22 protein-coding genes are annotated in these 25,027 nt (G+C 61.3%); 8 read left to right on the top strand and 14 right to left on the bottom strand.

The window, feature by feature from the left end:
• The first annotated feature begins 41 nt into the window (after positions 1 to 41).
• The 6 genes from spoIVA to BN1969_RS13680 all read left to right on the top strand — a co-directional run bounded on the left by spoIVA (position 42) and on the right by BN1969_RS13680 (position 6,102).
• On the top strand, positions 42 to 1,520 hold the full coding sequence (gene spoIVA / locus BN1969_RS13705; protein WP_050624822.1) for a stage IV sporulation protein A: 1,479 nt from the start codon (positions 42 to 44) through the stop codon (positions 1,518 to 1,520).
• A gap of 195 nt (positions 1,521 to 1,715) precedes the next feature.
• Positions 1,716 to 2,438: an N-acetylmuramoyl-L-alanine amidase gene (locus BN1969_RS13700; RefSeq protein ID WP_050624821.1), complete on the top strand. Its 723-nt coding sequence runs from the start codon at positions 1,716 to 1,718 to the stop codon at positions 2,436 to 2,438.
• A gap of 9 nt (positions 2,439 to 2,447) precedes the next feature.
• Complete coding sequence (gene radA / locus BN1969_RS13695; protein ID WP_050624820.1) at positions 2,448 to 3,818, top strand: DNA repair protein RadA; 1,371 nt, start codon at positions 2,448 to 2,450, stop codon at positions 3,816 to 3,818.
• Between the two features lie 497 nt (positions 3,819 to 4,315).
• Positions 4,316 to 5,338, top strand: coding sequence for a tyrosine recombinase XerC (locus tag BN1969_RS13690; protein ID WP_050624819.1), 1,023 nt, complete (start codon positions 4,316 to 4,318; stop codon positions 5,336 to 5,338).
• A complete protein-coding gene (locus BN1969_RS13685) occupies positions 5,335 to 5,733 on the top strand; it encodes an MmcQ/YjbR family DNA-binding protein (RefSeq protein WP_050624818.1) in 399 nt (132 codons plus the stop codon). The genes BN1969_RS13690 and BN1969_RS13685 overlap by 4 nt, the downstream gene beginning before the upstream one ends.
• A 3-nt stretch (positions 5,734 to 5,736) precedes the next feature.
• Positions 5,737 to 6,102, top strand: a complete 366-nt coding sequence (locus BN1969_RS13680; protein ID WP_050624817.1) for an SdpI family protein — start codon at positions 5,737 to 5,739, stop codon at positions 6,100 to 6,102.
• Positions 6,103 to 6,141: 39 nt separating this feature from the next.
• On the opposite strand, the gene BN1969_RS13675 is transcribed toward BN1969_RS13680, so the two are convergent.
• On the bottom strand, positions 6,142 to 6,645 hold the full coding sequence (locus BN1969_RS13675) for an amidase domain-containing protein (RefSeq protein WP_147577112.1): 504 nt from the start codon (positions 6,643 to 6,645) through the stop codon (positions 6,142 to 6,144).
• Positions 6,646 to 6,817: 172 nt separating this feature from the next.
• The gene (gene fba / locus BN1969_RS13670; protein WP_050624815.1) at positions 6,818 to 7,783 is read right to left on the bottom strand and encodes a class II fructose-1,6-bisphosphate aldolase; all 966 of its coding nucleotides are present in this window, start codon (positions 7,781 to 7,783) and stop codon (positions 6,818 to 6,820) included.
• Between the two features lie 154 nt (positions 7,784 to 7,937).
• Here fba and BN1969_RS13665 point away from each other — a divergent pair, with 154 nt between their 5' ends.
• A complete protein-coding gene (locus BN1969_RS13665) occupies positions 7,938 to 9,179 on the top strand; it encodes a 6-phosphofructokinase (RefSeq protein ID WP_050624814.1) in 1,242 nt (413 codons plus the stop codon).
• Between the two features lie 64 nt (positions 9,180 to 9,243).
• On the opposite strand, the gene BN1969_RS13660 is transcribed toward BN1969_RS13665, so the two are convergent.
• The 7 genes from BN1969_RS13660 to leuC all read right to left on the bottom strand — a co-directional run bounded on the left by BN1969_RS13660 (position 9,244) and on the right by leuC (position 17,460).
• Positions 9,244 to 10,179 (bottom strand): alpha/beta hydrolase, encoded by a 936-nt coding sequence (locus BN1969_RS13660; RefSeq protein WP_050624813.1) that lies wholly within the window; start codon positions 10,177 to 10,179, stop codon positions 9,244 to 9,246.
• 6 nt (positions 10,180 to 10,185) lie between these two features.
• Positions 10,186 to 11,463 (bottom strand): AI-2E family transporter, encoded by a 1,278-nt coding sequence (locus BN1969_RS13655; protein WP_050624812.1) that lies wholly within the window; start codon positions 11,461 to 11,463, stop codon positions 10,186 to 10,188.
• Positions 11,464 to 11,481: 18 nt separating this feature from the next.
• Positions 11,482 to 12,918 (bottom strand): adenylosuccinate lyase, encoded by a 1,437-nt coding sequence (gene purB, locus BN1969_RS13650; RefSeq protein WP_050624811.1) that lies wholly within the window; start codon positions 12,916 to 12,918, stop codon positions 11,482 to 11,484.
• Positions 12,919 to 13,099: 181 nt separating this feature from the next.
• The gene (locus BN1969_RS13645; protein ID WP_050624810.1) at positions 13,100 to 14,299 is read right to left on the bottom strand and encodes a pyridoxal phosphate-dependent aminotransferase; all 1,200 of its coding nucleotides are present in this window, start codon (positions 14,297 to 14,299) and stop codon (positions 13,100 to 13,102) included.
• Between the two features lie 271 nt (positions 14,300 to 14,570).
• The gene (gene leuB, locus BN1969_RS13640; RefSeq protein WP_050624809.1) at positions 14,571 to 15,647 is read right to left on the bottom strand and encodes a 3-isopropylmalate dehydrogenase; all 1,077 of its coding nucleotides are present in this window, start codon (positions 15,645 to 15,647) and stop codon (positions 14,571 to 14,573) included.
• Positions 15,644 to 16,129, bottom strand: coding sequence for a 3-isopropylmalate dehydratase small subunit (locus BN1969_RS13635; RefSeq protein ID WP_050624808.1), 486 nt, complete (start codon positions 16,127 to 16,129; stop codon positions 15,644 to 15,646). Before BN1969_RS13635 ends, leuB begins: the two co-directional genes overlap by 4 nt.
• Before the next feature lie 74 nt (positions 16,130 to 16,203).
• Positions 16,204 to 17,460 (bottom strand): 3-isopropylmalate dehydratase large subunit, encoded by a 1,257-nt coding sequence (leuC, locus tag BN1969_RS13630; RefSeq protein ID WP_050624807.1) that lies wholly within the window; start codon positions 17,458 to 17,460, stop codon positions 16,204 to 16,206.
• 120 nt (positions 17,461 to 17,580) lie between these two features.
• Between leuC and BN1969_RS13625 the strand changes: the two genes are divergently transcribed.
• Positions 17,581 to 18,222: a Crp/Fnr family transcriptional regulator gene (locus BN1969_RS13625; protein ID WP_050624806.1), complete on the top strand. Its 642-nt coding sequence runs from the start codon at positions 17,581 to 17,583 to the stop codon at positions 18,220 to 18,222.
• A gap of 39 nt (positions 18,223 to 18,261) precedes the next feature.
• On the opposite strand, the gene BN1969_RS13620 is transcribed toward BN1969_RS13625, so the two are convergent.
• The 5 genes from BN1969_RS13620 to BN1969_RS13600 are packed head-to-tail and all read right to left on the bottom strand — an operon-like array spanning position 18,262 to position 25,016.
• Positions 18,262 to 20,922 carry an SEL1-like repeat protein gene (locus tag BN1969_RS13620; protein ID WP_050624805.1) on the bottom strand — a complete coding sequence of 887 codons (2,661 nt, stop codon included), beginning with the start codon at positions 20,920 to 20,922 and terminating at the stop codon, positions 18,262 to 18,264.
• 24 nt (positions 20,923 to 20,946) lie between these two features.
• Positions 20,947 to 22,410, bottom strand: coding sequence for a cobyric acid synthase (locus BN1969_RS13615; protein WP_050624804.1), 1,464 nt, complete (start codon positions 22,408 to 22,410; stop codon positions 20,947 to 20,949).
• Entirely contained in the window at positions 22,403 to 23,455 is a 1,053-nt protein-coding gene (locus BN1969_RS13610; protein WP_050624803.1) for a pyridoxal phosphate-dependent aminotransferase, read from the bottom strand. Before BN1969_RS13610 ends, BN1969_RS13615 begins: the two co-directional genes overlap by 8 nt.
• 11 nt (positions 23,456 to 23,466) lie before the next feature.
• Entirely contained in the window at positions 23,467 to 24,438 is a 972-nt protein-coding gene (cbiB, locus tag BN1969_RS13605) for an adenosylcobinamide-phosphate synthase CbiB (RefSeq protein ID WP_050624802.1), read from the bottom strand.
• Complete coding sequence (locus BN1969_RS13600) at positions 24,435 to 25,016, bottom strand: histidine phosphatase family protein (protein WP_050624801.1); 582 nt, start codon at positions 25,014 to 25,016, stop codon at positions 24,435 to 24,437. The genes cbiB and BN1969_RS13600 overlap by 4 nt, the downstream gene beginning before the upstream one ends.
• Between the last annotated feature and the right edge of the window lie 11 nt (positions 25,017 to 25,027).

Genomic DNA, 25,027 nt, shown 5'->3' with positions numbered 1-25,027 from the left:
TAAGGAAATCACCGGCTTGCTCGGCCGAAGGAGGAATTTCAGTGGAAGATCGCAAAATCTACGAGGATATCGCGCTTCGGACCGAGGGCGATATCTATATCGGCGTCGTGGGGCCGGTCCGGACCGGAAAATCCACATTTATCAAGCGGTTCATGGAGACGCTGGTCATCCCCAACATTGAAAATGTGTACCGCCGGGAGCGGGCCAGGGATGAACTGCCCCAGAGCGGCTCCGGGCGTACCATCATGACGGCGGAGCCCAAATTTGTCCCGGAGGAAGCGGTAGCTGTCACAATGGAGGGGGGCGCCGCCTTCCAGGTCCGGCTCATCGACTGCGTGGGCTACATGGTGGAGGGAGCGGTGGGACATCTGGAAGGAGAGACCCAGCGGATGGTGACCACCCCGTGGTTCGATCACGAGATCCCCATGTCGGAGGCGGCGGAGATCGGCACCCGGAAGGTCATTGCGGAACATTCCACCATCGGCATCGTCATCACCACGGACGGGACCATCACCGAGATCCCCCGGGAGGACTATCTGGAGGCGGAGGACCGGGTCATCACGGAACTGAAGGAGCTGGGGAAGCCCTTTCTGGTCCTCCTCAACTCCGCCTATCCCAACTCGGAGCGGGCCCAGGCCATCCAAGCGGACATCAGCCAGCGGTACGGGGTGGCCTGCCGGGCACTCAACTGCCTGGAGCTGAGCGAGGGGGACATCAACACCGTCCTGAAGGATGTGCTCTACGAGTTCCCGGTGAAGGAGCTGGACCTGTTCCTGCCCCCCTGGGTGGACGCCCTGGCTCAGGACCACCCCATCAAGTCCGCCCTGTACACCGCCATCCGGGAGGGGGCCTCCGACCTGTACCGCATCCGGGACGTGGAGCAGACGGTCCGCTCCATCAAGGAGTGCGAGGAGGTGAGCGACGCCCGGGTGACCTCCATCGACCTAGGCACCGGGCTGGCCGCTGCGGTACTGGACCTGCCCAGGGCCCTGTTCTACCACACTCTGTCCCAGCAGTCCGGCTTCCAGATCCAGGACGACGGAGATCTGGTCTCTCTGCTGACCCAGCTGGCTGGAGTCAAGGCAGCATATGACAAGGTGGCAGATGCTCTGAAGGAGGTGGAGGAGACCGGCTACGGCATCGTGGTGCCCTCCATCGATTCCCTGGTGCTGGAGGAGCCGGAGATCGTCCGGCAGGGGGGACGCTACGGCGTCCGACTCAAGGCCAGCGCCCCCTCCATCCATATGATCCGCGCGGATATTGAGACCGAAGTTGCCCCTATCGTGGGTACGGAGAAGCAGAGCGAGGAGATGGTCCACTATCTGCTCCAGGAATTTGAGGGGGACACCTCCAAGATCTGGCAGTCCAACATTTTTGGGAAATCCTTCTACGAGCTGGTGGGGGAGGACCTGAACACCAAGGTCAAGCGGATGCCGGAGGACGCCCGGGAAAAGCTCCGGGAGACCCTCCAGCGCATCATCAACGAGGGCTCCGGCGGACTGATCTGCATCATCCTGTAACAAATAAGAGGGCAGGGCGCTCCAATCGCGCCCCGCCCTCTAATATTATGTCAACTGGGAGAAAACTGCTTCATAGTCCTTTCCAAAATACTGCAGCTAATGTGAGCATGAGCCTTTGCCTTTTGGACCTATCTGCGGTATAATAACATGAAAGCGGCCTCCCGGCCATAGGATGGACGGGAGGTGTATGCCAATATGAAACATGTCATTTCGGTCCTGTGCGTCCTGGCAGTACTGCTGTGTATGGCCCCCTTCGTGTCTCCGAACGGAGAGGGAGAGGCTGTCTCCGCCGCTGCCCGCACGGAGACAGGCCCCTTCATCGTGGATGCCGGCCACGGAGGAGAGGACGGCGGTGCGGTCTCGGCAGACGGCACCCAGGAGAGCGGCATCAACCTGGCCATAGCCCTTCGGCTGGAGGACATCCTGGCTTTCTGCGGTGCCGCCCCCGTCATGCTGCGCCGGGAGGATATCTCCCTGCACGACCCGGAGGCCGGTTCCCTGAAGGAGAAGAAGTCCTCGGACCTGCGCAACCGGACCCGGGCCGTCCAGGATCTGTCCGGCGCCACCCTGATCAGTGTCCACCAAAACAGCTACCCGGAGAGCCGCTACGACGGTGCACAGGTGTTCTACGCACCCACAGAGGGCTCCCAGGCACTGGCCGAATACACCCAGGAGATCCTGCGCCAAACGCTGGACCCGGACAACGGCAGGCAGGCCAAGCAGATCCCAGACACAGTATATCTGATGAATCACATTGACAACCGGGCGATTTTGGTGGAGTGCGGCTTCCTCAGCAATCCACAGGAGGCCGCCAGGCTCCGAGACCCGGTCTATCAGACCAAGATCGCCGCAGCCCTGGCCAGCGCCTGCCTGACCTTTCAGGGGGAGCGGATCACGGCCCATACCACAGAGATTTGAGGATGAGATATGAAGGCCAAGACGGTATTTTATTGTACGGAATGTGGAAATGAGACGCCCAAGTGGCAGGGGAGATGTCCGGCCTGCGGGGCCTGGAATACGGTGGTGGAGCGGCCCGCAGAACAGATCCCCAGGAAGGGAGGGCCCGCCCGGGGGACATCCGGTATCGGCGTCCCTCTCAGCCGTCCTAAGTCCATGGAAGAGGTGGAGGTCACCGATGAGCTGCGCTTCCGCACCGGGATGGGAGAGCTGGACCGGGTGCTGGGCGGCGGAGCGGTGCGCGGTTCATTGGTGCTGGTGGGCGGCGCACCAGGCATTGGAAAATCCACCCTGATGCTCCAGATCTGCGACAACCTGTGCCGGTTCGCCAAGGTCCTGTATGTATCCGGTGAGGAGTCAGAGCGGCAGATCAAGCTGCGGGCCCAGCGGCTGAACGTGGCCGGCGAGGAGCTCTATCTCCTGTCGGAAACAAACCTGGAACACGTACTGGACGCAGTCCACAGCCTCCAGCCCGATGTGCTCATCGTGGACTCCATTCAGACCCTCTATCACGGGGATATCAGCTCGGGGCCGGGAAGCATCTCCCAGGTGAAGGAGTGTACCATGTCCCTGATGCAGCTGGCGAAAGGGGAGGGGATCACCGTCTTTGTCATCGGCCACGTGAACAAGGAGGGATCTATCGCCGGCCCTAAGGTGCTGGAGCATATGGTGGACTGCGTTCTCTATTTTGAGGGAGAGCGGCAGATGGCCTACCGCATCCTCCGGGCGGCGAAAAATCGCTTTGGCGCCACCAATGAGATTGGCGTCTTTGAGATGGCAGACGCGGGACTGACGGAAGTGCCCAACCCGTCGGAGGCCCTGCTGGCCGGGCGGCCCACCGACGCCCCCGGGACCTGCGTCACCTGCGTGATGGAGGGGGTGCGGCCAGTGCTGGCGGAGGTACAGGCGCTGGTGGTGCCCTCCAGCCTGGGCAATCCCCGCCGGGTGAGCAACGGGGTGGACTACAACCGGGCCATGCTGCTGCTGGCGGTGCTGGAAAAGCGCGGCGGACTGATGCTCAGCGGCTGCGATGCCTATGTGAACGTGATCGGCGGCCTCTCACTGGAGGAGCCCGCCGCTGATCTGGCCGCTATGATCGCTTTTGCCTCCAGCTTCCGGGACAGGCCTGTTCCCAGCGACCTGGCTGCCATCGGAGAGATCGGCCTGACCGGCGAGCTGCGGGCGGTGAGTGCCCTGGGACAGCGGCTCAGTGAGGTGCGGCGCCTGGGATTTACCAAATGCCTGATTCCGAAACGGGTCCAGGGAAAGCTGTCTGTTCCGGAGGGCCTGGACGTGATTCGGGTGGCCAACATCCGGGAAGCACTGGCCGCCATTTTGTAAGCGGGGAACAAAGTTGACACAGCCGCTCCCGCCGGTACTCCCGCAGGATGCCGCCCGGGCCAGAGAGCAGTAGCCGTCCTGTTGGTAGACGCAGGGGTCGGTGCAGACGATCAGGCTCAAAAGATCACACCTTTTTCTTTTTGTTTGGCTGAAATGCGGGCCATGATATCATGGTCATCAGTGTGCCCAGATGAGAGATATCTATGCGAAAAGACCGCATCAGGAAGCTAGAGTCTTTCTGATGCGGTCTTTTCGTGCGCATGATTTATGCGATGGCCGACCGGCTCTTGCAGGCGTCCCTGGAGGCCAAGGCGGCAAAAGCCGGCCGCAGGGCTTGCGACCGCTCCGCCGGTGTGGTATGATGCAGGGGAAGCACTGCGAAGGGAGGTACTGCGGGAAGACTCTCAGGTCAACAAAATAAAAATTTTGTTGACCTGAGAGGAGGAGCAATAGGAGAAAACCGTGTTTTCACCCATCCCAGGCCCGCAGGCTGCGATTTGGACTACCGCTCAGAATCACCACCCATCCTTCGGGATTTTCTGGTCTATCATGAGACCATCCAGGGCCACTCCCCAAAAACCGTGGACGAATACTTTCTGGATCTGCGCAGCTTTTTCCGCTATCTCAAGCTGGAAAAACGGCTCGTCCCCAAGGATACGCCCATGGAATCGATCCCCATCGATGATGTGGACATCCAACTCATCCGCTCCGTCACTCTGACCGACGTCTACGCCTATATGAGCTATCTCAGCCGAGACCGCGCGGCCCATCCGAACAGCCCAGACACCAGCTATGGATTGTCTGCGTCCTCCCGGGCACGCAAGGTGGCGACCATCCGCTCATTTTATAAGTACCTCACCAACAAGGCCAAGCTGCTGACTGAGAACCCTATGCAAGATCTGGATTCCCCCCGCCTCAAGAAGTCACTGCCCCGTTACCTGGATCTGGAAGAGAGCGTGGAATTGCTGGAGTCGGTAGACGGAGCTAACTCTGTGCGGGATTACTGCATCCTGACCCTGTTTTTGAACTGCGGCCTGCGGATCTCAGAGCTGGTCGGCCTGAACGTGACCGATGTCCGGGGCGATCAGCTCAGAGTCCTGGGCAAGGGCAACAAGGAACGGGTCCTCTTTCTCAACGAAGCCTGTCAGCAGGCTCTCCAGGATTGGCTGACAGAGCGGAACATGCTGGCACTGATCGATAAGGAGGCCCTCTTCATCACCCATCAGAATCGCCGGCGCATCTCCCGCGCTGCGGTGCACAAGCTGGTGAAAAAGCATCTGGCCGCCTCCGGGCTGGACAGCACCCAGTATTCCGCCCATAAGCTGCGCCACACTGCCGCTACTCTGATGCTTCAAAACGGCGTAGACGTGCGCACTTTGCAGGAGGTCCTGGGCCACGACCACCTGAACACGACCCAGATATACACCCACGTGGACAGCGATGATCTGCGCACCGCAGCCCGTGCCAATCCTCTGGGGATGGTAAAGAAGAAAAAAAGGGGAAGTGAGGACGAGACATGAACCGATATTCCTGGCTGGAGGGCTATCTGCTGTCCATGCCCGGTGCCGTCACCGACTACAAATTGGAATGGCAGTGGCAGCGTTATTTGGTAGGCGGGCGGATGTTTGCAGCCGTCTGCACCCCAGGACCGGAACACGCCGCCCATGCTGGGCGGACTATGGTGATCCTGAAGTGCGATCCCAGGCTGGCCGAGGCATTTCGCGAGCAGTACCCGGAGGTAGTGCCCGGTTTTTACAGCGATAAGCGGAATTGGAACTCGGTCTATTTGGACGGGGCTCTCCCGGACGACGTGCTGCGGGACTTTTGCGGCATGTCCTATGAACTGGTATTCCAGAAGCTGACCAAGCGGGCCCAAAGAGAGATCATGGAACAGGAAGAAAAAAGGAGTTCGTGACCCATGTATTATGTACTGTTCGTCTTTGCCATGCTCACGCCGGTCCTGATGGCGGTGGTGGGGCTGATTTGGCGCATCCATCCCCCCAAGCGGGACGGTGGCTTTCTAGCCTACCGCACCGCCCTCTCCAGCAAAACCGAGGAGACCTGGGCCTTCGCCCACCGGCACATCTCTAAGCTCTGGCTGCGCATCGGACTCCTTCTCAGCATCCTGTCCGCAGTGCTTATGGTTGTGTTCCGGGAGAGTGCCTCCTCCTTTGTACTGTGGCTGATCGGCGGACAGATGGTATTTCTGTGTATCTCCGCATTTCTGGTGGATGCCCTGCTGAAAAACACCTTTGATGAAAATGGCCTCCCCATAGAGCGTTAAAGCGATAGACCTCCCAAAACCAATTGGGAGGTCTATCACTTATCTGGGGCGGACCCCCAGAATATGGATGCCCCGCAGGGCTTGATATGGGTAGGTGCTCAACGGCCGGAAGTCGGCGTCCTGGCTGTGGGCGGCCACCAGAATGGTGTCGGGAAAGGCCGGCTGCCGGATCTCCACCACGATAGGATCATGGGCAAAGACGCCGCCGGCAAAGCTGAGCTGGATAAAATCCCCCGGCTCCAGTTCACCCAGTCCGGCTTCCGTGCCAAAGGGCCCCGGCCTGCTGTCCTTTCGGGTCAAAAAGTTATAAAAGTAGGGCACGCCGCTCCAGGACGGAGATTTCTGATTTCCGCTGATGTAGTACCATCCGAAGGTAGGCGTATGGTCCATCACGCCGCTCCCAGCATAAAGGCATTGGGATGCGAAGTTGGTGCAGTCTCCCCCCAGTTCAGAGAAATCGTAGTACGCCGGATTCCGATCATACGCCCACCGGTGGGCATAGTGCACCGCCGCCCCGCGGTCATAGGGCAGGATATCGTGCAAAGGACCTCTCCCCTCTCCTGCCCCCATTCTATGCAGAAAACGGTCCCGGGTTCATCTCACCTGAAAGTTCTGTCTCCTTCTTCTCACCATGGGCCTACGGGGCGGCTTTGGCGAACTAGGTATGAAAAAAGGGAGCGCCGAAGCGCTCCCTTTTCAAAAGGCAGAAGTTCGATCAGGCCTTGCCGTCGCAGCCCAGCACGTTGATCAGCTTATGCTTGACCAGCTGCTTGATGTTCTCACGGGCGGGCTTCAGATACTGCCGGGGGTCAAAGTCGGCGGGATGCTCGGCAAAATACTTGCGGATGGTGCCGGTCATGGCCAGACGCAGATCGGAGTCGATATTGATCTTGCACACGGCGCCCCGTGCGGCCTGACGCAGCTGATCCTCGGGGATGCCCACAGCGTCAGGCATCTTGCCGCCATTCTCGTTGATCATCTTCACAAACTCCTGAGGCACGGAGGAGGAGCCGTGGAGCACGATGGGGAACCCAGGCAGGCGCCTGACGATCTCATCCAGGATGTCGAAGCGCAGCGGAGGGGGAACCAGCTCCCCCTTCTCATTGCGGGTGCACTGAGCGGCAGTGAACTTGTAAGCGCCGTGGCTGGTGCCGATGGCGATGGCCAGGGAATCACAGCCGGTGCGGGAGACGAACTCCTCCACCTCTTCAGGACGGGTGTAGTGGGAGTCTTCGGCAGACACATTGACCTCGTCCTCCACGCCTGCCAGAGCGCCCAGCTCGGCCTCCACCACTACGCCGTGGTCGTGGGCATACTCCACCACCTTCTTGGTGATCTCGATGTTCTCCTCAAAGGGCTTGGAGGAGGCATCGATCATCACGGAGGTGAAACCGCCGTCCACGCAGGACTTGCACAGCTCGAAGCTGTCGCCGTGGTCCAGGTGCAGGCAGATAGGCAGGCCGGTCTCAGCGATGGCGGCCTCTACCAGCTTGATCAGATAGGTATGGTTAGCATAGGCCCGAGCGCCCTTGGAGACCTGGAGGATCAGGGGGGCGTTGACCTCTTTGGCCGCCTCGGTGATCCCCTGGACGATCTCCATGTTGTTGACATTGAACGCGCCGATAGCGTATCCGCCGTCATAGGCCTTTTTGAACATTTCAGTGGTCGTTACCAGTGGCATAATGACCATCTCCTTCTTCAAATTTACATGTTATATTGTACCATTTCCAATTGCGAAATACAATAGGACATGGTATGATTTACTTTGGAATTTTCAATCAAGAAATGTGCAGTTTTCCAATCCCGCTGCAAGATTTTTGAAGGAGGCAACCAACATGAATCAACTGACTGGAGCCTGTATCATCGGCCAGTCCGGCGGCCCCACCGCCGTCATCAACGCCAGTGCCCAGGGCGTCATCCAGACCGCCCTGAAGACTCCCTGCATCACTCAGGTGCTGGGCGCCGCCCACGGCATCAAGGGTGTGCTGGAGGACAAGCTGTACGACATGGCTCAGGAGGACCCCGCTGAGCTGGACCTGATGAAATACACCCCCTCCTCTGCCCTGGGCTCCTGCCGCTACAAGCTGGCGGATCCCGACGTAGATGATACCGATTACCAGCGTATCCTGGAGATCTTCAAGAAGTACAATGTCCGCTATTTCTTCTACAACGGCGGCAACGACTCCATGGACACCTGCAACAAGATCTCCAAGTATATGCAGAAAGTGGGCTATGAGTGCCGCATCATGGGTGTTCCAAAGACCATCGACAATGACCTGAACGGCACCGACCACTGCCCCGGCTTTGCCTCCGCGGCCAAGTATATCGCCACCTCCTGCGCCGAGGTGTGGCAGGACGCCCACGTGTATGACACCGGCATGGTCACCATCATCGAGATCATGGGCCGCCACGCCGGCTGGCTGGCCGGCTCCGCCGCCCTGGCCTCCCTCACCGGCTGCGGTCCCGACCTGGTCTATCTGCCCGAGACCGATTTTGACATGGACCGGTTCCTCTCCGATGTGAAGGCCGTCTACGATAAGACCGGCAAGTGCATGGTAGCCGTGTCCGAGGGCATCCACTACGCCGACGGCACCTTCGTCTCCGAGGCTAAGACCTCCGCTACTGACGGCTTCGGACACGCCCAGCTGGGCGGTCTGGCCTCCATGCTGGCCGAGACCGTGAAGCAGAAGCTGGGGGCCAAGGTCCGCGGCATCGAGCTCTCCCTGCTCCAGCGCTGCGGGTCCCATCTGGCCTCCAAGACCGATGTGGAGGAGGCATATCTGGCTGGCCAGGCTGCGGTGGAGGCCGCCGCTGAGGGCTTTACTGACAAGATGGTGGCTTTCCAGTGCACTCGGGATGGCAGCTATGCATGCAAGACCGTCCTGGAGCCCCTGGATATCGTGGCCAACTTTGAGAAGAAGGTCCCCCGCGCGTGGATCAACGAGGCCGGGAACGGTGTGACTCAAGAGTTCATCGACTATGTGCTGCCCCTGATCCAGGGAGAGACCGATGCCCCCAAGGAGAACGCCCTCCCCCGTTTTGCCCGCCTGAAAAAGGTGCTGACCACCAGCCTGTAATAGGTTTCCAGTAAAGAAGCCCTGCATGGCAATGCCATGCAGGGCTTCTTTCTATCCCGCTGAATCAGGCCATATGCCGCGCCAGAAAGGCGTCCACCGCGGGCCAGTACAGCTTCGGCGCCACGGCGGCGGACTCCGCGTGAGCGGCACCGGGGACGGCCAGCTTCTCCTTCTCGCAGGAGGCGGCCTGATACAGCTCCTCCAGCATCCAGAAAGGAACAAAGGTGTCCTCCTCTCCATGGATGAAGAGCGTGGGGGTGACAGAGCGCTCCACCTGTCTCAGGGCACTGGCCTCTGTGATGCTGTAGCCGGCCCGGATACGGCAGACCAAATCCGCAGCGTTGAGAACGGGGAAGGGCGGCAGGCCGAACAGCTCCTTCAGCTGGCCAGAAAATTCATCCCAGACAGAGGTATAACCGCAGTCCTCGATCACACACCGGACCTGGACAGGCAGATCCGCCTCACCGGAGGCCATCATCACGGTGGCAGCGCCCATAGAGACGCCGTAAAGCACGATCTCCGCCTCCGGGTCCTCCGCGATCAGCTGTTGACACCACCGGACCACATCCCGGCGCTCCGGCCACCCCATCCCGATGTAGTCTCCCTCGCTCTCTCCGTGCCCTCTGGCGTCGGGGAGCAGCACCGTGTAGCCCAAATCAAACAGATGTTTGCCATAGGAGGCCATGCCGGTGGCGTTGTTTTGATAGCCATGGCAGAGGACAGCGTAGCGGTGATGGACGCTTCCGTCCACCCGGTAGGCGTGGAGCTCCAGGCCGTCATCACTGATGAGGGACACGTCACGGCTGTCCTTCAGCAGCCAGCGGGTGTACTCGCTGTCCACGATCCCGGCGGCGGAGCCGAAGCCGCCCTTGGCGTTAGGGTCCAGGGCAAAGGTGTAGAAATAGTTTCCCACAAGGATCAGGGCACCCAATGCCAGCAGGATCAAAAGGAAGACGATCACCAGGGCCGCCCTGAGGCCGCAAATCGCTGTTTTATTCACAGGGGGTCACTCCTTCGGCCTGGAGAGAGGCCCGGTCCGTCCCAGATACTCCTGGGTCTCCACCGGGAGCTTCCGCTTCCCCAGCCCATAGCGTACCAGACGGTTGACCACGCTGTAAAACATGGCAAAGACCGGGACACCCAGCACCATGCCGGCGAATCCAAACAGCCCGCCGAACAGCAGGATCGAGAACAGCACCCAGAAGCTGGCCAGTCCCGTGGAGTCCCCCAGGATCTTGGGGCCCAGAATATTCCCGTCAAACTGCTGGAGCACAAGGATAAAGATCACGAAATAAACACACTGGATAGGACTGATGATGAGAATCAGCAGGGCGCATGGAATGGCACCGATAAAGGGGCCAAAAAAGGGGATGACATTGGTCACACCGATGATGACCGCCAAAAGGGCGGGGTATGGGAAGTTAAAGAGATTGCAGCACACCAGCGCGATGATCCCAATGATGAGGGAGTCCAGCAGCTTGCCGTTGATAAAGCCGCTCATGATGCGATAGGCATTGCGCACCTCCTCCACGATCAGGTCCGCCCAGCGGGTCTCACACACACTGTACACGATCTTTTTGGCCTGGGCAGAGAAGATATCCTTTCTGGCCAGCAGATAGACGGAGACGATAACGGCGATCAGCAGGTCCTTGGCCAGCATCAGCAGGGCGATGAACACAGCGGACACACTGGAGAACATGGAGGTGAGCCGGGGAACGATCTCCTGCTGGAACCAGGACAAAGAGCTGTTTACGGACTCCAGATTGGGGAGCAGATCGGACTGGAGCCACTCCTCCACCGACACAGCTACCGAGTTGTAGTAGGGCATGACCGCTGTCTGAATGTCCGGGTTATTGGCCAAAAATTCCATCAGCCGCTCCTGGAGGGTCATAAAATAGCCGGGGATGGACTGGACCAGCCCTACCACGCTCTCATAGACCTGGGGCAGGACCATGGCCAGCAGGATATAAATGACTAGGGCGGCGAACAGAAGGCTGAGGATGATGGCCACTGCGTTGAGAAAGCTCAGGTTCCGCCGGTCTGACAGGCGGCTGTCCGGGGTGAGTCCGGTGAGAAATCTTAAAATGGCCCGGTGGATGGGCAGCAACAGGAAAGCCAGGACCGCTCCGTAGTAGATGGGACGGAGAATGCGGTTGACCGTGGAGAGAAAGCTCAGGATGCCCTTGAAGTGAAAGACGGCAAAAAAGACGAGGATAGCGGCGGCGATGACCAGAAATGCAGTCACGCCGGCAAAAAAGTATGGATTTTGCGGCTTCTTGTTCACGTGGGCAGCTCCTTTTTCTCAGACTTTCAGCTCTGTGTCCTCATCCTTCAGGCAGTCCTGATATTTGGCCAGAGCGGGGGCGACCTGCTCCTTCAGGAACTCCTCCACCTGCTGGGGGCAGCGGCCGATGTAGCGGCTGGGCTCCAGATGGGCGGTGAGCTCCTCCCGGCTCATACCAAAGGCCGGGTCCTCTGCGATCAGATCGATCAGATTGTTGGGCAGGCCCAGGTCCTTTACATTCCGCCCGGCTTCCTGGGAGAGCACACGGATACGCTCGTGGAGCTCCTGGCGGTTGCCGCCCCGCTTCACCGCATCCATCATGATGTTCTCGCTGGCCATGAAGGGCAGCTCCTCCAGAACGTGGCGCTCAATGACCTTGGGATGGACCACCAGACCGGAGGCCACGTTCAGGTAGATGTTCAGGATGGCGTCCACAGCCAGGAAGGCCTCTGGCACAGACAGGCGCTTGTTGGCGGAATCATCCAGGGTGCGCTCGAACCACTGGGTCGCGGTGGTGACAGCGGGGTTGCCCGCGTCCACCATGACGTAACGGGCCAGGGAGCAGATACGCTCGCAGCGCATGGGGTTGCGCTTGTAGGGCATGGCGGAGGAGCCGATCTGGTTCTTTTCAAAGGGCTCCTCCACCTCCTTCAGGTGGCAGAGCAGCCGCATGTCGGTGGCAAACTTGCTGGCGGACTGAGCGATGCCGGACAGGGTGGACACCACGTTGTAGTCCATCTTCCGGGAATAGGTCTGGCCGCTCACCGGGACCACGGCGTCAAAGCCCATCTCACGGGCTATCTTCCGCTCCAGCTCCTTGACCTTCTCGTGATCCCCCTCGAACAGCTCCAGGAAGGATGCCTGGGTACCGGTGGTCCCCTTGGAGCCCAGCAGCTTCAGGGTGGAGATGCGGTGCTCCACCTCCTCCAGATCCATGAGCAGCTCGTTCATCCACAGGGTGGCCCGTTTGCCTACCGTCACCAGCTGGGCAGCCTGAAAATGAGTAAAGCCCAGGGTGGGCAGGGCCTTATACTCCTCTGCGAACTTGGCCAGCCGGGCGATGACCTTTACCAGCTTGGCCCGGACCAGCTCCAGTCCCTCCCGCATGAGGATCACGTCGGTATTGTCCCCCACATAGCAGCTGGTGGCCCCCAGATGGATGATGGGCATGGCTTTGGGGCACAGCTCACCGTAGGTGTGGACATGGGCCATCACGTCATGGCGCAACTTCCGTTCCCACTGGGCCGCCTTCTCATAGTCGATATCAGTGATATGGGCCTCCAGTTCATCCACCTGCTCCTGGGTCACCGGGAGCCCCAGCTCCATCTCGGCCCGGGCCAGCGCGACCCACAGACGTCTCCAAGTGGAGAATTTCTTGTCAGCGGAAAAGAGATACAGCATCTCGTCGCTGGCATATCGGGAGGACAGCGGACTTTCATAGGCGTTGGTCGGCATTTGCATCAAACCTCATTTTATTTAGAATCTGGGCAGCTCTCCCCTGCCCGCTTGTATCAAATATTATAACGTACTCCCCGGGGGATTGCCAGTGCTTTCCCAAATTTTCACGAAAACTTAAGAGAGGAAAGCGGGAGCGCGGACATGGGTCTGTCCGTGCTCCCGCTCTGTTTCGTCATGTTTAGATGGTCTCGCCCTTCAGGAAACGCTCCAGCCGGTTCAGGCCCTCCTTGATGTTCTCAATGGAGGTGGCATAGGACCAGCGAACAAAAGTGGGGGCACCAAAGCCAGTACCGGGCACCACAGCCACCTTGCCGTACTTCAGGAAGAGGTTGCCGAAATCGTCCGCGTCCCGGATGACCACGCCGTGGAGCTCCTGGCCGATGAGCTTCTCGATGTTCATCATCACATAGAAAGCGCCGTGGGGCTTGATGCAGCTGACGCCCTCGATGCTGTTCATCCGCTCCACCATGTAGTCACGGCGGCGCTCGAAAGCCTTGCGCATGACCTCCACACTCTCCTGGGAGGCAGTGAGGGCGGTCACAGCGGCCTTCTGGGAGATGGAGCTGGGGGAGCCGGTGCAGTGGCTGAGGTAGTTGGCGATCACCTTGGAGACCTGGTCGTTAGCGGCCACATAGCCGATGCGCCAGCCGGTCATGGCATAGGACTTGGAAACACCATTGACCAGCAGGGTGCGTTCCTTGATCTCCGGGCTGATGGAGGCAAGGCTGACGAACTCCTCTCCATCATACACCAGATGATAATAGATCTCGTCGCAGATCACGTAAATATCCTGTTCTACGCAGACCTTGGCGATCTCCTCCAGCTCCTTGCGGCTGTACATCATGCCGGTGGGGTTGGATGGGTTGTTCAGGATCATGGCCTTGGTCTTGGGGGTGATGGCGTCCCGCAGCTCCTGAGCGGTGAGCTTGAAATGGTCCGCCTCCCGGGTCTCCACAATAACAGGCACGCCGCCGGTCATCTTGATGAGCTCAGAGTAGCTCACCCAGTAGGGAGAGGGCAGGATGACCTCGTCCCCGGGGTTGATGAGGGCCCTCAGGGCCACATAGACGCAGGGCTTGGCGCCGTTGGACACGGAGATCTGCTGGGGGGTGTACTCCACGCCGCAGTCGGCCTTCAGGCGCTGGCAGATGGCCTTGCGCAGCTCCACCGTGCCGCTGGAGGGAGTGTAGCGGGTCTCGTTGTGCTCGATGGCGGCAATACCCGCCTCTTTGATATAGTCCGGCGTATTGAAGTCGGGTTCTCCGGCTCCAAACCCGATCACGTCCTGCCCCTCGGCTTTCATCTGCTTGAACAGAGTGTCGATGGCCATGGTGCTGGACGGCTCAACAGCCAGTGCGATCTTGGAAAGCTCTTTCATATCAATGTTGTCCTCCTTCTGGCGAATCACGCATGGCATATTATATGCGCCGACTTGCAGGATTGCAAGTGGTTTCCGGTTATTTTCCTGAAATTCTGAACAATTTGGCAGGGGACGGTGCAAGTCAGGGGTAGAGCTCCCTCCATTCTGTGCTTTTTCACCAAATTCTCCTCTGCCCTGTTCCCACTCCCGTTCCTCCAGAGGGCAAAAGGACCCGGGCCCCCCTCCCGGATCTGGCTTGGGGGTCCCGGGTCTGTGTGTTTTCTCTGAGTCAGAGCTTTTCCCGGATGCGCCGGCCCATCTCCCGGGTCCCGATGGGGATGACGCCGGGCTCGGCGATGTCAGCGGTGCGCCAGCCCTCAGCCAGCACCGCGTCCACGGCGTTTTCGATGGCCTGGGCCTCCGCGGCCAGGTGGAAGGAGTAGCGGAACATCATGGCCACAGACAGGATGGTGGCGATGGGGTTGGCCTTGTCCTGGCCGGCGATGTCCGGAGCGGAGCCGTGGATGGGCTCATACAGGCCGGGGGCGGCGTCCCCGATAGAGGCGGAGGGCAGCAGGCCGATGGAGCCGGTGACCATGGAGGCCTCGTCGGAGAGGATGTCCCCGAACATGTTCTCGGTGACCACCACGTCGAACTGGCCGGGGTCCCGGACGAGCTGCATGGCGCAGTTGTCCACCAGCACGTCCTCATAGGACACGTCGGAGTATTCCTCCGCCAGCCGGTGCATCACCTTCCGCCACAGGCGGCTGGTCTCCAGCACGTTGGCCTTGTCCACGCTGGACACCTTGTTCCGGCGCAGGCGGGCCAGCTCAAAGGCCCGGCGGCCGATGCGCTCGATCTCCTGCTCTGAGTAGGCCATCAGGTCGGTGGCCTCCTCCCCCCTGTCCTCAGTCTGATAGCGGTCCCGCTTGCCGAAGTAGATGCCGCCGGTGAGCTCCCGGACCATCATCAGGTCGATGCCTTTCTCGGCGGTCTCCTTCTTCAGGGGGCAGGCGCCGGCCATGGCGGGACGCAGGGCGGCGGGGCGCAGGTTGGCGTACAGCCCCAGGTCCTTTCGGATGGCCAGCAGGGCCGTCTCCGGGCGCTGTTCCGCTGGCTTGTCGCTGCCCCACTTGGGACCGCCTACGGCGCCCAGCAGCACCGCGTCGCAGGCCCTGCACTTCTCCGCGGTGCCTTCGGGGTAGGACACCCCCACTGCGTCAGTGGCGCAGCCGCCCATCAAAATGTCCTCAAAGGTAAAGCTGTGGCCGAACTTCTTCCCCACGGCTTCCATGACCTGGACCGCCTCGCCCACTACCTCTGGGCCGATGCCGTCGCCCCGGATCAGCGCGATCTTGTAGTTCATTTCGCCACCCCCCGGTCCTTCAGGGAGTTGAGCAGGCCGCCGCTTTTGATAATTCCGTCAATAAACTCCGGGAAGGGGGCCGCCTGGTAGGTCTTGCCGGTGGTCTCATCGGTGATGACACCAGTGGCAAAATCCACCTCCACCTGGTCCCCAGCCTGGATCTCCTCCGCCGCTTGGGCGCACTCCATAATGGGGAAGCCAATGTTGATGGCGTTGCGGTAGAAGATGCGGGCAAAGGAGGGGGCGATGACGCACTTCACACCGCAGGACTTGATGGCCAGAGGGGCGTGCTCACGGCTGGAGCCGCAGCCAAAGTTAGGACCGGCCACGATGATGTCGCCGGGCTGGACGGTGGAAGCGAAGTCCTTATCGATGTCCTCCATGCAGTGGGAGGCCAGGGCCGCGGGAGAGGGGTCGTTCAGGTGCCGGGCGGGGATGATGACGTCAGTGTCCACGTTGGCACCGTATTTGTAAACCTTCATTGGTTCGTCGATCCTTTCTTTACAAATTAAGAATTAGGAATGAGGAGTTCGGGACCTTATATTCCCCGTTCGCTTTAGATGCGGGGGTCGGCCACGCAGCCGGCCACTGCAGAGGCGGCGGCCACGGCGGGAGAGGCCAGGATGACTTCCGACTGCACATGACCCATGCGGCCCACAAAGTTGCGGTTGGTGGTGGAGACGCAGCGCTCCCCCTCCGCCATGACGCCCATGTGTCCACCCAGGCAGGGGCCGCAGGTGGGGGCGGAGACAGCGCAGCCGGAGGCGATGAAGATCTCCAGCAGCCCCTCTTTCATGGCTTGGAGGGTGATCTCCTGGGTGGCGGGGATGACGATGCAGCGCACATTTTCCGCCACCTTTTTCCCCTTCAGAATAGCAGCGGCCTCCCGCAGGTCCTGGATGCGCCCATTGGTGCAGGAGCCGATCACCACCTGGTCGATGTGCAGGCCGGCCACCTCGCTGACCACCTTGGTGTTCTCGGGGAGATGGGGCATGGAGACGGTGGGTTCCAGCTTGTCCAGATCGATGACTACCTCCCGTGTGTAGACCGCATCGGGATCGGCCTCAAAGGCCTCGCAGGGGCGGCCCACCCGGCCGTTGATATACTCCATGGTCTTCTCGTCTACGGGGAAGATGCCGTTCTTGCCGCCGGCCTCGATGGCCATGTTGGAGATGGTGAAGCGGTCGTCCATGGACAGGGAGGACACGCCCTCCCCGGCGAACTCCAGGGACTGATACAGGGCACCGTCCACCCCGATCTCGCCGATCAGGTGCAGGATCACATCCTTGCCGCTGACGCAGGGCTGGAGCTTCCCCTTCAGGGTCACCTTGATGGCAGAGGGGACCTTGAACCACAGCAGGCCGGTGGCCATGCCCGCGGCCATGTCGGTGGAGCCGATGCCGGTGGAGAAGGCACCCAGCGCGCCGTAGGTGCAGGTATGGGAGTCGGCCCCCACGATGACCTCTCCCGGGGCGGCCAGCCCCTTCTCGGGGATCAGGGCGTGCTCTACGCCCACCTGGCCCACGTCGTAGAAATGGGTGATGCTGTGCTTGTGGGCAAACTCCCGTGCCTGCTTGCACAGCTGGGCAGACTTGATATCCTTGCAGGGGGTATAGTGGTCCAGCACAATGGCGATCCTGTCCTTGTCAAAGACCTGGGTGAAGCCAGCCTTCTCAAACTCCGTGATGGCCACAGGGGTGGTGATATCGTTGCCCAGGACCAGGTTCAGCCTGGCTTCGATCAGCTGGCCCGGCTGGACTGAGGACAGCCCGGCGGCCTTTGCCAGAATTTTTTGTGTCATCGTCATTCCCATGGAATGTGCCTCCTCACTTTTGTGGGTGATTTTTTCCTGTCCAGTATGACGGTTCTCTTGCCAAAAGAATGTTAACTATGATACAATTAATAGGATTTCTTGGGAAAAGAGGAGAGATCGATGGAATACGCCAACACCTTTTCGCTGGACTTCCCTGTGGAGCTCTGGCGTCCCTTCGCCCAGGACCGCCCCTCGGTCCGCTGCTCCTCCGGCTATCTGATCTACCTCCAGGGGACAGAGGCCACCTGCTTTTATTATTTGAAAAAGGGAAAGGTAAAGAGCTTCATCCAGTCGGAGGACGGGGCGGAGCGCACCCTAAACCTGTATCAGCAGGGCTCCATCTTCGGGGAGGCATCCTTTTTTGACGAACTGCCCCGGGTGTCCTCCGCCGTAGCCCTCACCCCCTGCGAGATCGTCCCCATCGACCGGGAGCAGGTCACGGCGGAATTTACCCGGAATCCAGGCATGGCCATGGCCATGCTGAAATATCTGGCCCGGACGGTGCGGCTGCTGTCCGCCCATGTGGACGACATGGCCTTCCGTCCGGCAGAGTGGCGGGTGGCTCAGTACCTGCTCTCCGCAGCATCTGGGCAGGATCAGGTGTCCTGTACCCAGGAGGAGATCGCCTCATCCATCTCTGTTAGCCGGGTGACCGTCAGCCGCATCCTGAACCAATTCTCCCGCAGGGGGCTGGTCGCTCTGGGATACCGGAGCATTTCTCTTTTGGACCGCAGGACTCTGGAAACGCTCTGCACACCCTAAAGCTGGAGCGGCGCATTTCTGATGCGCCGCTCCAGCTTTTTAGGTCTCTAATGTATCCATAAGCTGCCGAAGCTGCTCCAGCTCCGGCTGACAGCCATAGTCCTCTAAGTCCCAGGGGTCCAGCTTCTCACAGAGCAGCGCACGCCCCAGCTGCCGGGCCGTGTCCGGATCACGCGGCGTTCCGATCCCCAGAGCATAACATCGAATCAGGCGGCAGCGGCAGTTGACGTTTCCCTTTTCCGCACCCGCCTGGTAGAGCGCAAACGCCTGCTTCGGGTCCTGCTCTACTCCAATTCCGATCTCATAAAAACGCCCCAGTGCCCAAAAGGCAGCTTCATCCCCGGACTGCTGGGCCTGTCGGTAGCAGTCCAGCGCCTCTGCGATGCGGCCCGCCTGTTCTGCATGCCAGCCCATGTTATAGAGCGCACAGACACTCCCTGCCTCCGCTGCACGCTGATACCAAAACATAGCCTGTTCGAAATTTCGGGGCCCTCCCCTTCCATTTGCCAGCATCTCCGCCAAATTGTTCATGCTGGAGGCATTCCCCTTCTCTGCCGCACACCGGTAATATTCGACTGCCCTGGCGTAATCCTGTTCTGTCCCGATGCCGTATTCATAAGACCAGCCCAAAAGCCCCAAGGAGTCGGCATCCCCCACTTCGGCGGACTTGTGAAACCAGATCAACGCCTGCTTCAGGTCCTCTGCAACTCCAATGCCGCCCTGACAGCACCGGCCCAGTTCATACATGGATCGGACGGAACCCCGCTCTGCTCCCTGCCTGTACCAACTTACCGCAGCTGCCGGGTCTTTTTCCACACCTTTTCCCTTTTCATAGCACCAGCCCAGATTTCCCATCGCAACAGTATTTCCGGCCTGTGCCGCCCGCCGATACCACTCCACGGCCTGCTTCCAGTCCTGGGGAACACCGTGTCCACGCTCATAGCACCACCCCAGGTTGCACATGGCGTTGTCCTGCTCTTGTTCCGCAGCCCTTCGCAGCCAGATGACTGCCTGCTTGTCATCCTTCCCAATGCCCCTGCCGTGGAGGAGCCGGTATCCAAAGCTGCTCATAGAGCGGGGATTGCCCGCTTCCGCGCCTCTGCGATACAGCTCTGTTGCCTGGACCTGGTCCTGCTCTACCCCGATCCCTTCAGAATAGCACCAGGCCAGATTTCCCATGGCGCGGATGCTGCCCGCCTCCATTGCACGGCGGTACAAAGCTGCGGCCTTTTTCCCGTCCTGATCCACGCCCTGCCCTGTCTCATACAGCCACCCCAGGCAGCGGCTGGCTTCCGCGTCTCCGGCCTCAGATGCCTGTTCATACCAGTGCGCGGCAAGAGGGAGGCTGGCCTCTACGCCCTCCCCATGCTCATAGTCCCAGGCCAGGCAGTACATGGAACGTACGTCTCCAGACTCGGCTCCACGCTGGAACCACCGGGCGGCTTCGGCGTGGTCCTGCTCCACGCCTTTTCCGTTGTCATAGCACCAAGCCAGGTTGCCCATGGCCCGGCCGCTCCCGGCCTCGGCGCTCCGCAGATACCACTCCGCCGCCTTCTCCCAGCTCTGCTCCACGCCCTGGCCCGCCTCATAGAGCCAGCCCAGGTTGCACATAGCATCGCTGTCCCCTCCGTCCGAAGAGCGGCGGTACCAGTAGGCGGCCTGAGCATAGTCCTGTCCGATCCCCCGGCCCTTCTCACAGCACCATCCCAGATCATACTGGGCCGTGGAGTCCCCCTTCTGAGCCCCCAGGGTCCACCAGCGGACCGCCTCCTGGTCATTTTGAGGGACCCCATCCCCCTTCAGGCACATCTGTCCCAGCTCGCAGGCCGCGGACTCGGCCCCCAGCTCCCATGCCCGGACCAGCAGGTCCCAGGCCCGGTCTGGGTCCCGGGGCATCCCGGTCCCATTGAGGCAGCAGATCCCCAGAAGCAGAGCGGCCCGGCTGTGCCCCTGCTCCGCCGCCTGCGAATAGAGCTGGACCGCGCCGTCCGCGTCCTGCTCCACCCATTTTCCGTGTTCCATCAGCCAGCCCAAACAGCACTGTCCGTCCGCATCCCCTGCCTGAGCCGCACGGCGGTACCACTGTACGGCCTGCTTGGGGGAGATCTCCGTCCCGATGCCAAACTCATAGTGCCGGGCCAGCTCCGCCTGGCTGGAGGCGTCCCCCTGAAGGGCGGAGGTCCGCAGCCATTCCAGGGCAGCCTTTTGGTCCTGGGGCAGTCCCAGCCCCTGTTCCAGACAGCGGGCCAGCAGCCTCTGCCCCCGGGAGGAGGCGTGCTCCGCCGCTTGCCGGAACAGCTCCACCGCCTTTTTCTGGTCTGAAGTGGTGCCGATCCCCTGCTCATAGCAGACGCCCAGATTGCACACCGCCGACAGGCTCCCCATCTCCACGGCCTGCTGATAAAGCCAGAAAGCCTGGCGGGGGTCGGCCTCCACTCCGAGCCCCTGTTCCATACAGATGCCCAGGTTGCAGGTCCCCCAGCCGCTTCCCTTGCCGGCGGAGCGGCGGAAGCAGGCCAGTCCCCTCTCTTTCCCATCGGGCCGGCTGATCCAGAAGACACCAAGGGCGGACCAGTCATCTCCGGTCATCTCCCCCTCCGCCGCCTGGAGCATCCGCTTGCCGCAGCGGGGACAGAACTCCGGCAGCCGGGGCCCCTCTCCAAAATAGCCGCACCCCTGGTCTGAACAGCGAAAAATCATACTGCTCTCCTTTCTCTGGCCAGCCTACTCCAGGCCCTGCTCCAAAATTCGATAGATGGCCTCCATGTCCAAGCTCCGCCGCAGCATGTCAGCCAGCCGGTCATACTGCCGCTCCTTAAAGGTACGGGCGTCCTCGGTGCAGGACTGTTCTCCGTTCCACTCCACCCCCTTCTCATCCAGGAGCAGATCCACCAGCCCGCAGGTGAACGCACCGCTGTCAAACAGTCCGTGGAGATAGGTCCCAAGCACCCGGCCCTCCACGGTGAAGATACTCTCTCCCCCGCTGGTCCCCATATGGATCTCATAGCCCTCCAGAGGACACCCCCTGAGCCGTCCATAAAATCCGTCAGGGAGATCCGCTTGACAACACTTCTGTTCTCTGGACTTTTTACGAGAAAAGGTGGTGGCCACCGGCAGGAGTCCCATCCCATGCATGGAGCCGCCTCCCTCCACGCCCTGGGGGTCCTCCAGAGTGCGGCCCAGCATCTGGAATCCGCCGCAGATCCCGATAACTGGGACACCCTTTCCCACCAGCCGGAGGATCGTCCCCTCCAGCCCGCTCTGCCGAAGCCAGGACAGGTCGGCCAGGGTGCTCTTCGTACCTGGGAGGATGACCAGATCCGGCCTTTCCAGTGCCTGGACCCTGTCCACATAGCGCAGTCCTACCGCCGGATGGCGCTCCAGAGGGGCGAAATCGGTGAAGTTGGAGATGCGTGGCAGGCGGATCACCGCCACGTCCAGGGGCTTCCCCTCCCGTCTAGCAGAAAAGTGCTGGGAGAGGCTGTCCTCTTCATCCAGATCCAGCTCCATCCAGGGCACCACCCCTACCACCGGCACATGGGTCAGCTCCTCCAGCTGGGTCAGGCCGGGGCGGAGGATCTCCACGTCGCCCCGGAATTTGTTGATGATAGTCCCCTTCACCATAGCCCGCTCATCAGGCTCCAGCAGGGCCATGGTCCCGTAAAGGGCAGCAAAGACACCGCCCCGGTCGATGTCACCCGCCAGCAGCACAGGCGCCCCCGCCATCCGGGCCATCCCCATATTCACGATGTCCTCCGCCTTCAGGTTGATCTCTGCGGGGCTGCCGGCCCCCTCCAGTACGACGATATCGTGGGTCTGGGCCAGGGCGTGGTAGGACTCCAGAATAGTGGGGATCAGCTGCTTTTTGTAGGACAAGTAGGCAGCGGCGGACATGCTGCCCACCACCTCCCCGTTGACGATCACCTGGCTCCCCACATCGCTGGTGGGCTTGAGCAGGACGGGATTCATCCGCACAGAGGGCTCCACGCCGGCCGCCTCCGCCTGCATCACCTGGGCCCGCCCCATCTCCAGTCCCTCCCGGGTGATGAAACTGTTCAGCGCCATATTCTGGCTCTTGAAGGGAGCCACAGAGTACCCGTCCTGCCGGAAGATACGGCACAGCCCCGCCGCCAGAACGCTCTTTCCCGCATTGGACATGGTCCCTTGGATCATGATGGATCTAGCCATGGAAAGCCTCCCTCTCCTGCTGAATGGCCTGGATCAGCCTCTTATTTTCCCTGCGGCTCCTGACGCAGACGCGGTAGAAGCCAGGACCCAGCCCCTGGAAGTCGGCGCAGCTCCGGATCAGGATGCCCCGGTCCAGCAGGCGCTCCCGCCAGCCCTCCTCCCCCTGGAACAGCAGGAAATTGGAGTCGCTTGGGTAGACGTGGAACCGCAGCCTGCTCAGTTCCTGAGAGAGATAGCGGCGCTCCTCCTCCAACTGCTGGTGGACGCGAAATGGCCAGTCCGGCGCATACTGTAAAGCAGATATCCCTGCCTGTTGTGCCAGCTGTGACACCGGCCAGGGCGGGCCCTCCTCCGCCATAGCGGCCAGCAGCGTCCGGTCATCGGACAGGCAGTAGCCCAGCCGCAGCCCGGCCATGGCATAGCTCTTGGTCAGGGCCCGCAGCAGTAGCAGCCCTCCGCCCTCCAGCTCCCGAACCAGCCGGTCCGGCTCCCCTGGAGACAACTCCAGAAAGCACTGATCCACCACCAGCAGTGCTCCGGCCTCCCGGCAGCGGGCCAGAAGGGCCCGCAACAGCTGGGGAGAGATCAGTGTGCCTGTGGGGTTGTTGGGATCACAGAGGAACACAGCATCAATTTCCTGGGAAATTTTTCCGAGCAGGGCGCTGGAAAAGCGGAAATCTTCGTGCATATTTGCGTAATGGAATTTAACTTTACAATTATTTTTGTACAGGGCCCTGTGGTACTCTGAAAAGGTCGGGGCCAGGACCAGGGCGTGGTCCGGACGCAGGGCTCGGACCAGCCGGTCGATTAGGTCAGAGGCCCCGTTCCCACACAGCACCCAGTCCTCCGGAACGCCGTCCCGGGCGGAGATGGCCCGCCTTAGGCCACGGCAGAGGGGGTCAGGATAGGCGGGAGAGCGCTCCAGCGCCTCCCGCGCCGCCTGGATGGCGCAGGGCGGCACCCCCAAGGGGTTCAGGCTGATGGACAAATCCAGCACAGGCCGCTCCAGTCCATAGATGTCGCCACCGTGGGTCCTCTCCTCCATTTCGCTCCCTCCTATCTGAATATGTGAGAACACAGCACTGCCGCTGCGGCGCACAGGGCCAGACACAGGACCTCGGTCCCGTACATCAGTCGGTTGGCCGCCGGGATGTCCTCCGGCCGGATGGGCCGCTCCGCCTCCCCGATGGTGGGCTTTCGGACCAGCGTCCCAAAATAGCTGGCATCCCCGGCCAGCTGGACCCCCAGCGCCCCGGCACAGGCCGCCTCCGTCTGAGCGGAGTTGGGGGACTTGTGCTTACGCCGGTCCCTGCGCCAGATCCGCAGTGCGTCCCGCCCCCGGAATCCAGGCAGCAGAGCGGCGGCCAGGCACATGAGCAGGGCGGACAGCCGGGCTGGCAAATAATTGGCCACGTCGTCGGTGCGGGCCGCAGCCCTGCCGAAAAAGAGGTATCGCTCGTTTCGGTATCCCACCATGGAGTCCATGGTATTGACAGCTTTGTACACCATGCCTAGGGGCAGCCCGCCCAGAGCCAGCCAGAACAGGGGAGCGATCACGCCGTCAGAGGTGTTTTCTGCCACCGTCTCCACTGCGGCCCGGGTCACGCCGTCCCGGTCCAGGCACTGGGTATCCCGTCCTACAATGCGGCCAACCGCCCTCTGCGCGTCCATGAGGCTCCTGCCGGTCAAGGCCCGATACACCGCCATACTCTCATCCCGGAGGCACCGGGCGGCCAGCAGCTGATAGCTGAGCCAGACCTCCGCCGCAGTCCCCGCCGCCGGAGAGAGGGCATATAGAGCGGCCAGGAGCAGCAGGCTCCCCCCTCCGAAGAGCAGGACCATGGTCAGCACCAGCACCCCGCCAGCCAGCAGTTCTCCTCCCGGCGTCCTGGGAAAAAGCCGCCGCAGGCCGGTCTCCAGGCGGCTGATGGTCCATCCCATCAGCCGTATGGGGTGGGGCATCCACGCCGGGTCCCCCAGGAGCCAGTCCAGCGCGGCAGCGGCCAGCAGGACCCACAGGCGGCTCACAGCGTCTCCAGAAGGGTGAAGGCCAGCTCCTTCCCCTCCTCCACCCGGACTAGGTATCCGCCGCAGTTGCTGGGCAGCCAGCTGTAAAAATCCTGATGTGGCACCGCAAAGCCGGACATAGCGGACATCAGGGTCCCGCCATGGGCCAGAATCCCGGGCCGGGACATGCCCAGGGCACGGGCCTGCTCCACCACATGGGCCACCCCCCGGCGGCAGCGGGCGATGTGCTCCCCCAGCACCTCTCCTCCGGGAAAGGCGATGTGGGGGTCCCCCGCCAGCCACGCCTGATAGATGGGGTTGTCCTTCAGCTCTGCCCAAGTCTTGCCCTCAAAGGTTCCGAAATCGCACTCCTTCAGCGCGTCCACCAGCCGCTGCTCCACGCCGGGAAACAGGATCTCAGCCGTCTGCCGGCACCGGAGCATAGGTGAGACCCACAGCCCATCGATGGGAGGCATCTCCCCCCGGCGGCGCTCCGCCAGCGCCACGCCCTCCGGGGCCAGGGGGTGGTCCTGGGAGCCTACATACTGCCGCAGCAGATTCCCTCTGGTGGAGCTGTGGCGGATCATCAGCAATTCCATGTCTATTCCTC

The sequence above is a fragment of the Clostridium phoceensis genome (assembly GCF_001244495.1).
GTDB lineage: Bacteria > Bacillota > Clostridia > Oscillospirales > Oscillospiraceae > Lawsonibacter > Lawsonibacter asaccharolyticus.
The sequence above is the reverse complement of the archived record's forward strand: the minus strand, read 5'-3'. Positions and strand labels throughout refer to the sequence as shown.

Bases quoted from the DNA above. Each gene is read 5' to 3' on its own strand.
- BN1969_RS13700 (WP_050624821.1), top strand. From the start codon at position 1,716: ATGAAACATGTCATTTCGGTCCTGTGCGTCCTGGCAGTACTGCTGTGT.
- radA (WP_050624820.1), top strand. From the start codon at position 2,448: ATGAAGGCCAAGACGGTATTTTATTGTACGGAATGTGGAAATGAGACG.
- BN1969_RS13685 (WP_050624818.1), top strand. From the start codon at position 5,335: ATGAACCGATATTCCTGGCTGGAGGGCTATCTGCTGTCCATGCCCGGT.
- BN1969_RS13680 (WP_050624817.1), top strand. From the start codon at position 5,737: ATGTATTATGTACTGTTCGTCTTTGCCATGCTCACGCCGGTCCTGATG.
- fba (WP_050624815.1), bottom strand. From the start codon at position 7,783: ATGCCACTGGTAACGACCACTGAAATGTTCAAAAAGGCCTATGACGGC.
- BN1969_RS13665 (WP_050624814.1), top strand. From the start codon at position 7,938: ATGAATCAACTGACTGGAGCCTGTATCATCGGCCAGTCCGGCGGCCCC.
- purB (WP_050624811.1), bottom strand. From the start codon at position 12,918: ATGCCGACCAACGCCTATGAAAGTCCGCTGTCCTCCCGATATGCCAGC.
- BN1969_RS13645 (WP_050624810.1), bottom strand. From the start codon at position 14,299: ATGAAAGAGCTTTCCAAGATCGCACTGGCTGTTGAGCCGTCCAGCACC.
- leuB (WP_050624809.1), bottom strand. From the start codon at position 15,647: ATGAACTACAAGATCGCGCTGATCCGGGGCGACGGCATCGGCCCAGAG.
- BN1969_RS13635 (WP_050624808.1), bottom strand. From the start codon at position 16,129: ATGAAGGTTTACAAATACGGTGCCAACGTGGACACTGACGTCATCATC.
- leuC (WP_050624807.1), bottom strand. From the start codon at position 17,460: ATGGGAATGACGATGACACAAAAAATTCTGGCAAAGGCCGCCGGGCTG.
- BN1969_RS13625 (WP_050624806.1), top strand. From the start codon at position 17,581: ATGGAATACGCCAACACCTTTTCGCTGGACTTCCCTGTGGAGCTCTGG.
- BN1969_RS13620 (WP_050624805.1), bottom strand. From the start codon at position 20,922: ATGATTTTTCGCTGTTCAGACCAGGGGTGCGGCTATTTTGGAGAGGGG.
- BN1969_RS13615 (WP_050624804.1), bottom strand. From the start codon at position 22,410: ATGGCTAGATCCATCATGATCCAAGGGACCATGTCCAATGCGGGAAAG.
- BN1969_RS13610 (WP_050624803.1), bottom strand. From the start codon at position 23,455: ATGGAGGAGAGGACCCACGGTGGCGACATCTATGGACTGGAGCGGCCT.
- BN1969_RS13600 (WP_050624801.1), bottom strand. From the start codon at position 25,016: ATGGAATTGCTGATGATCCGCCACAGCTCCACCAGAGGGAATCTGCTG.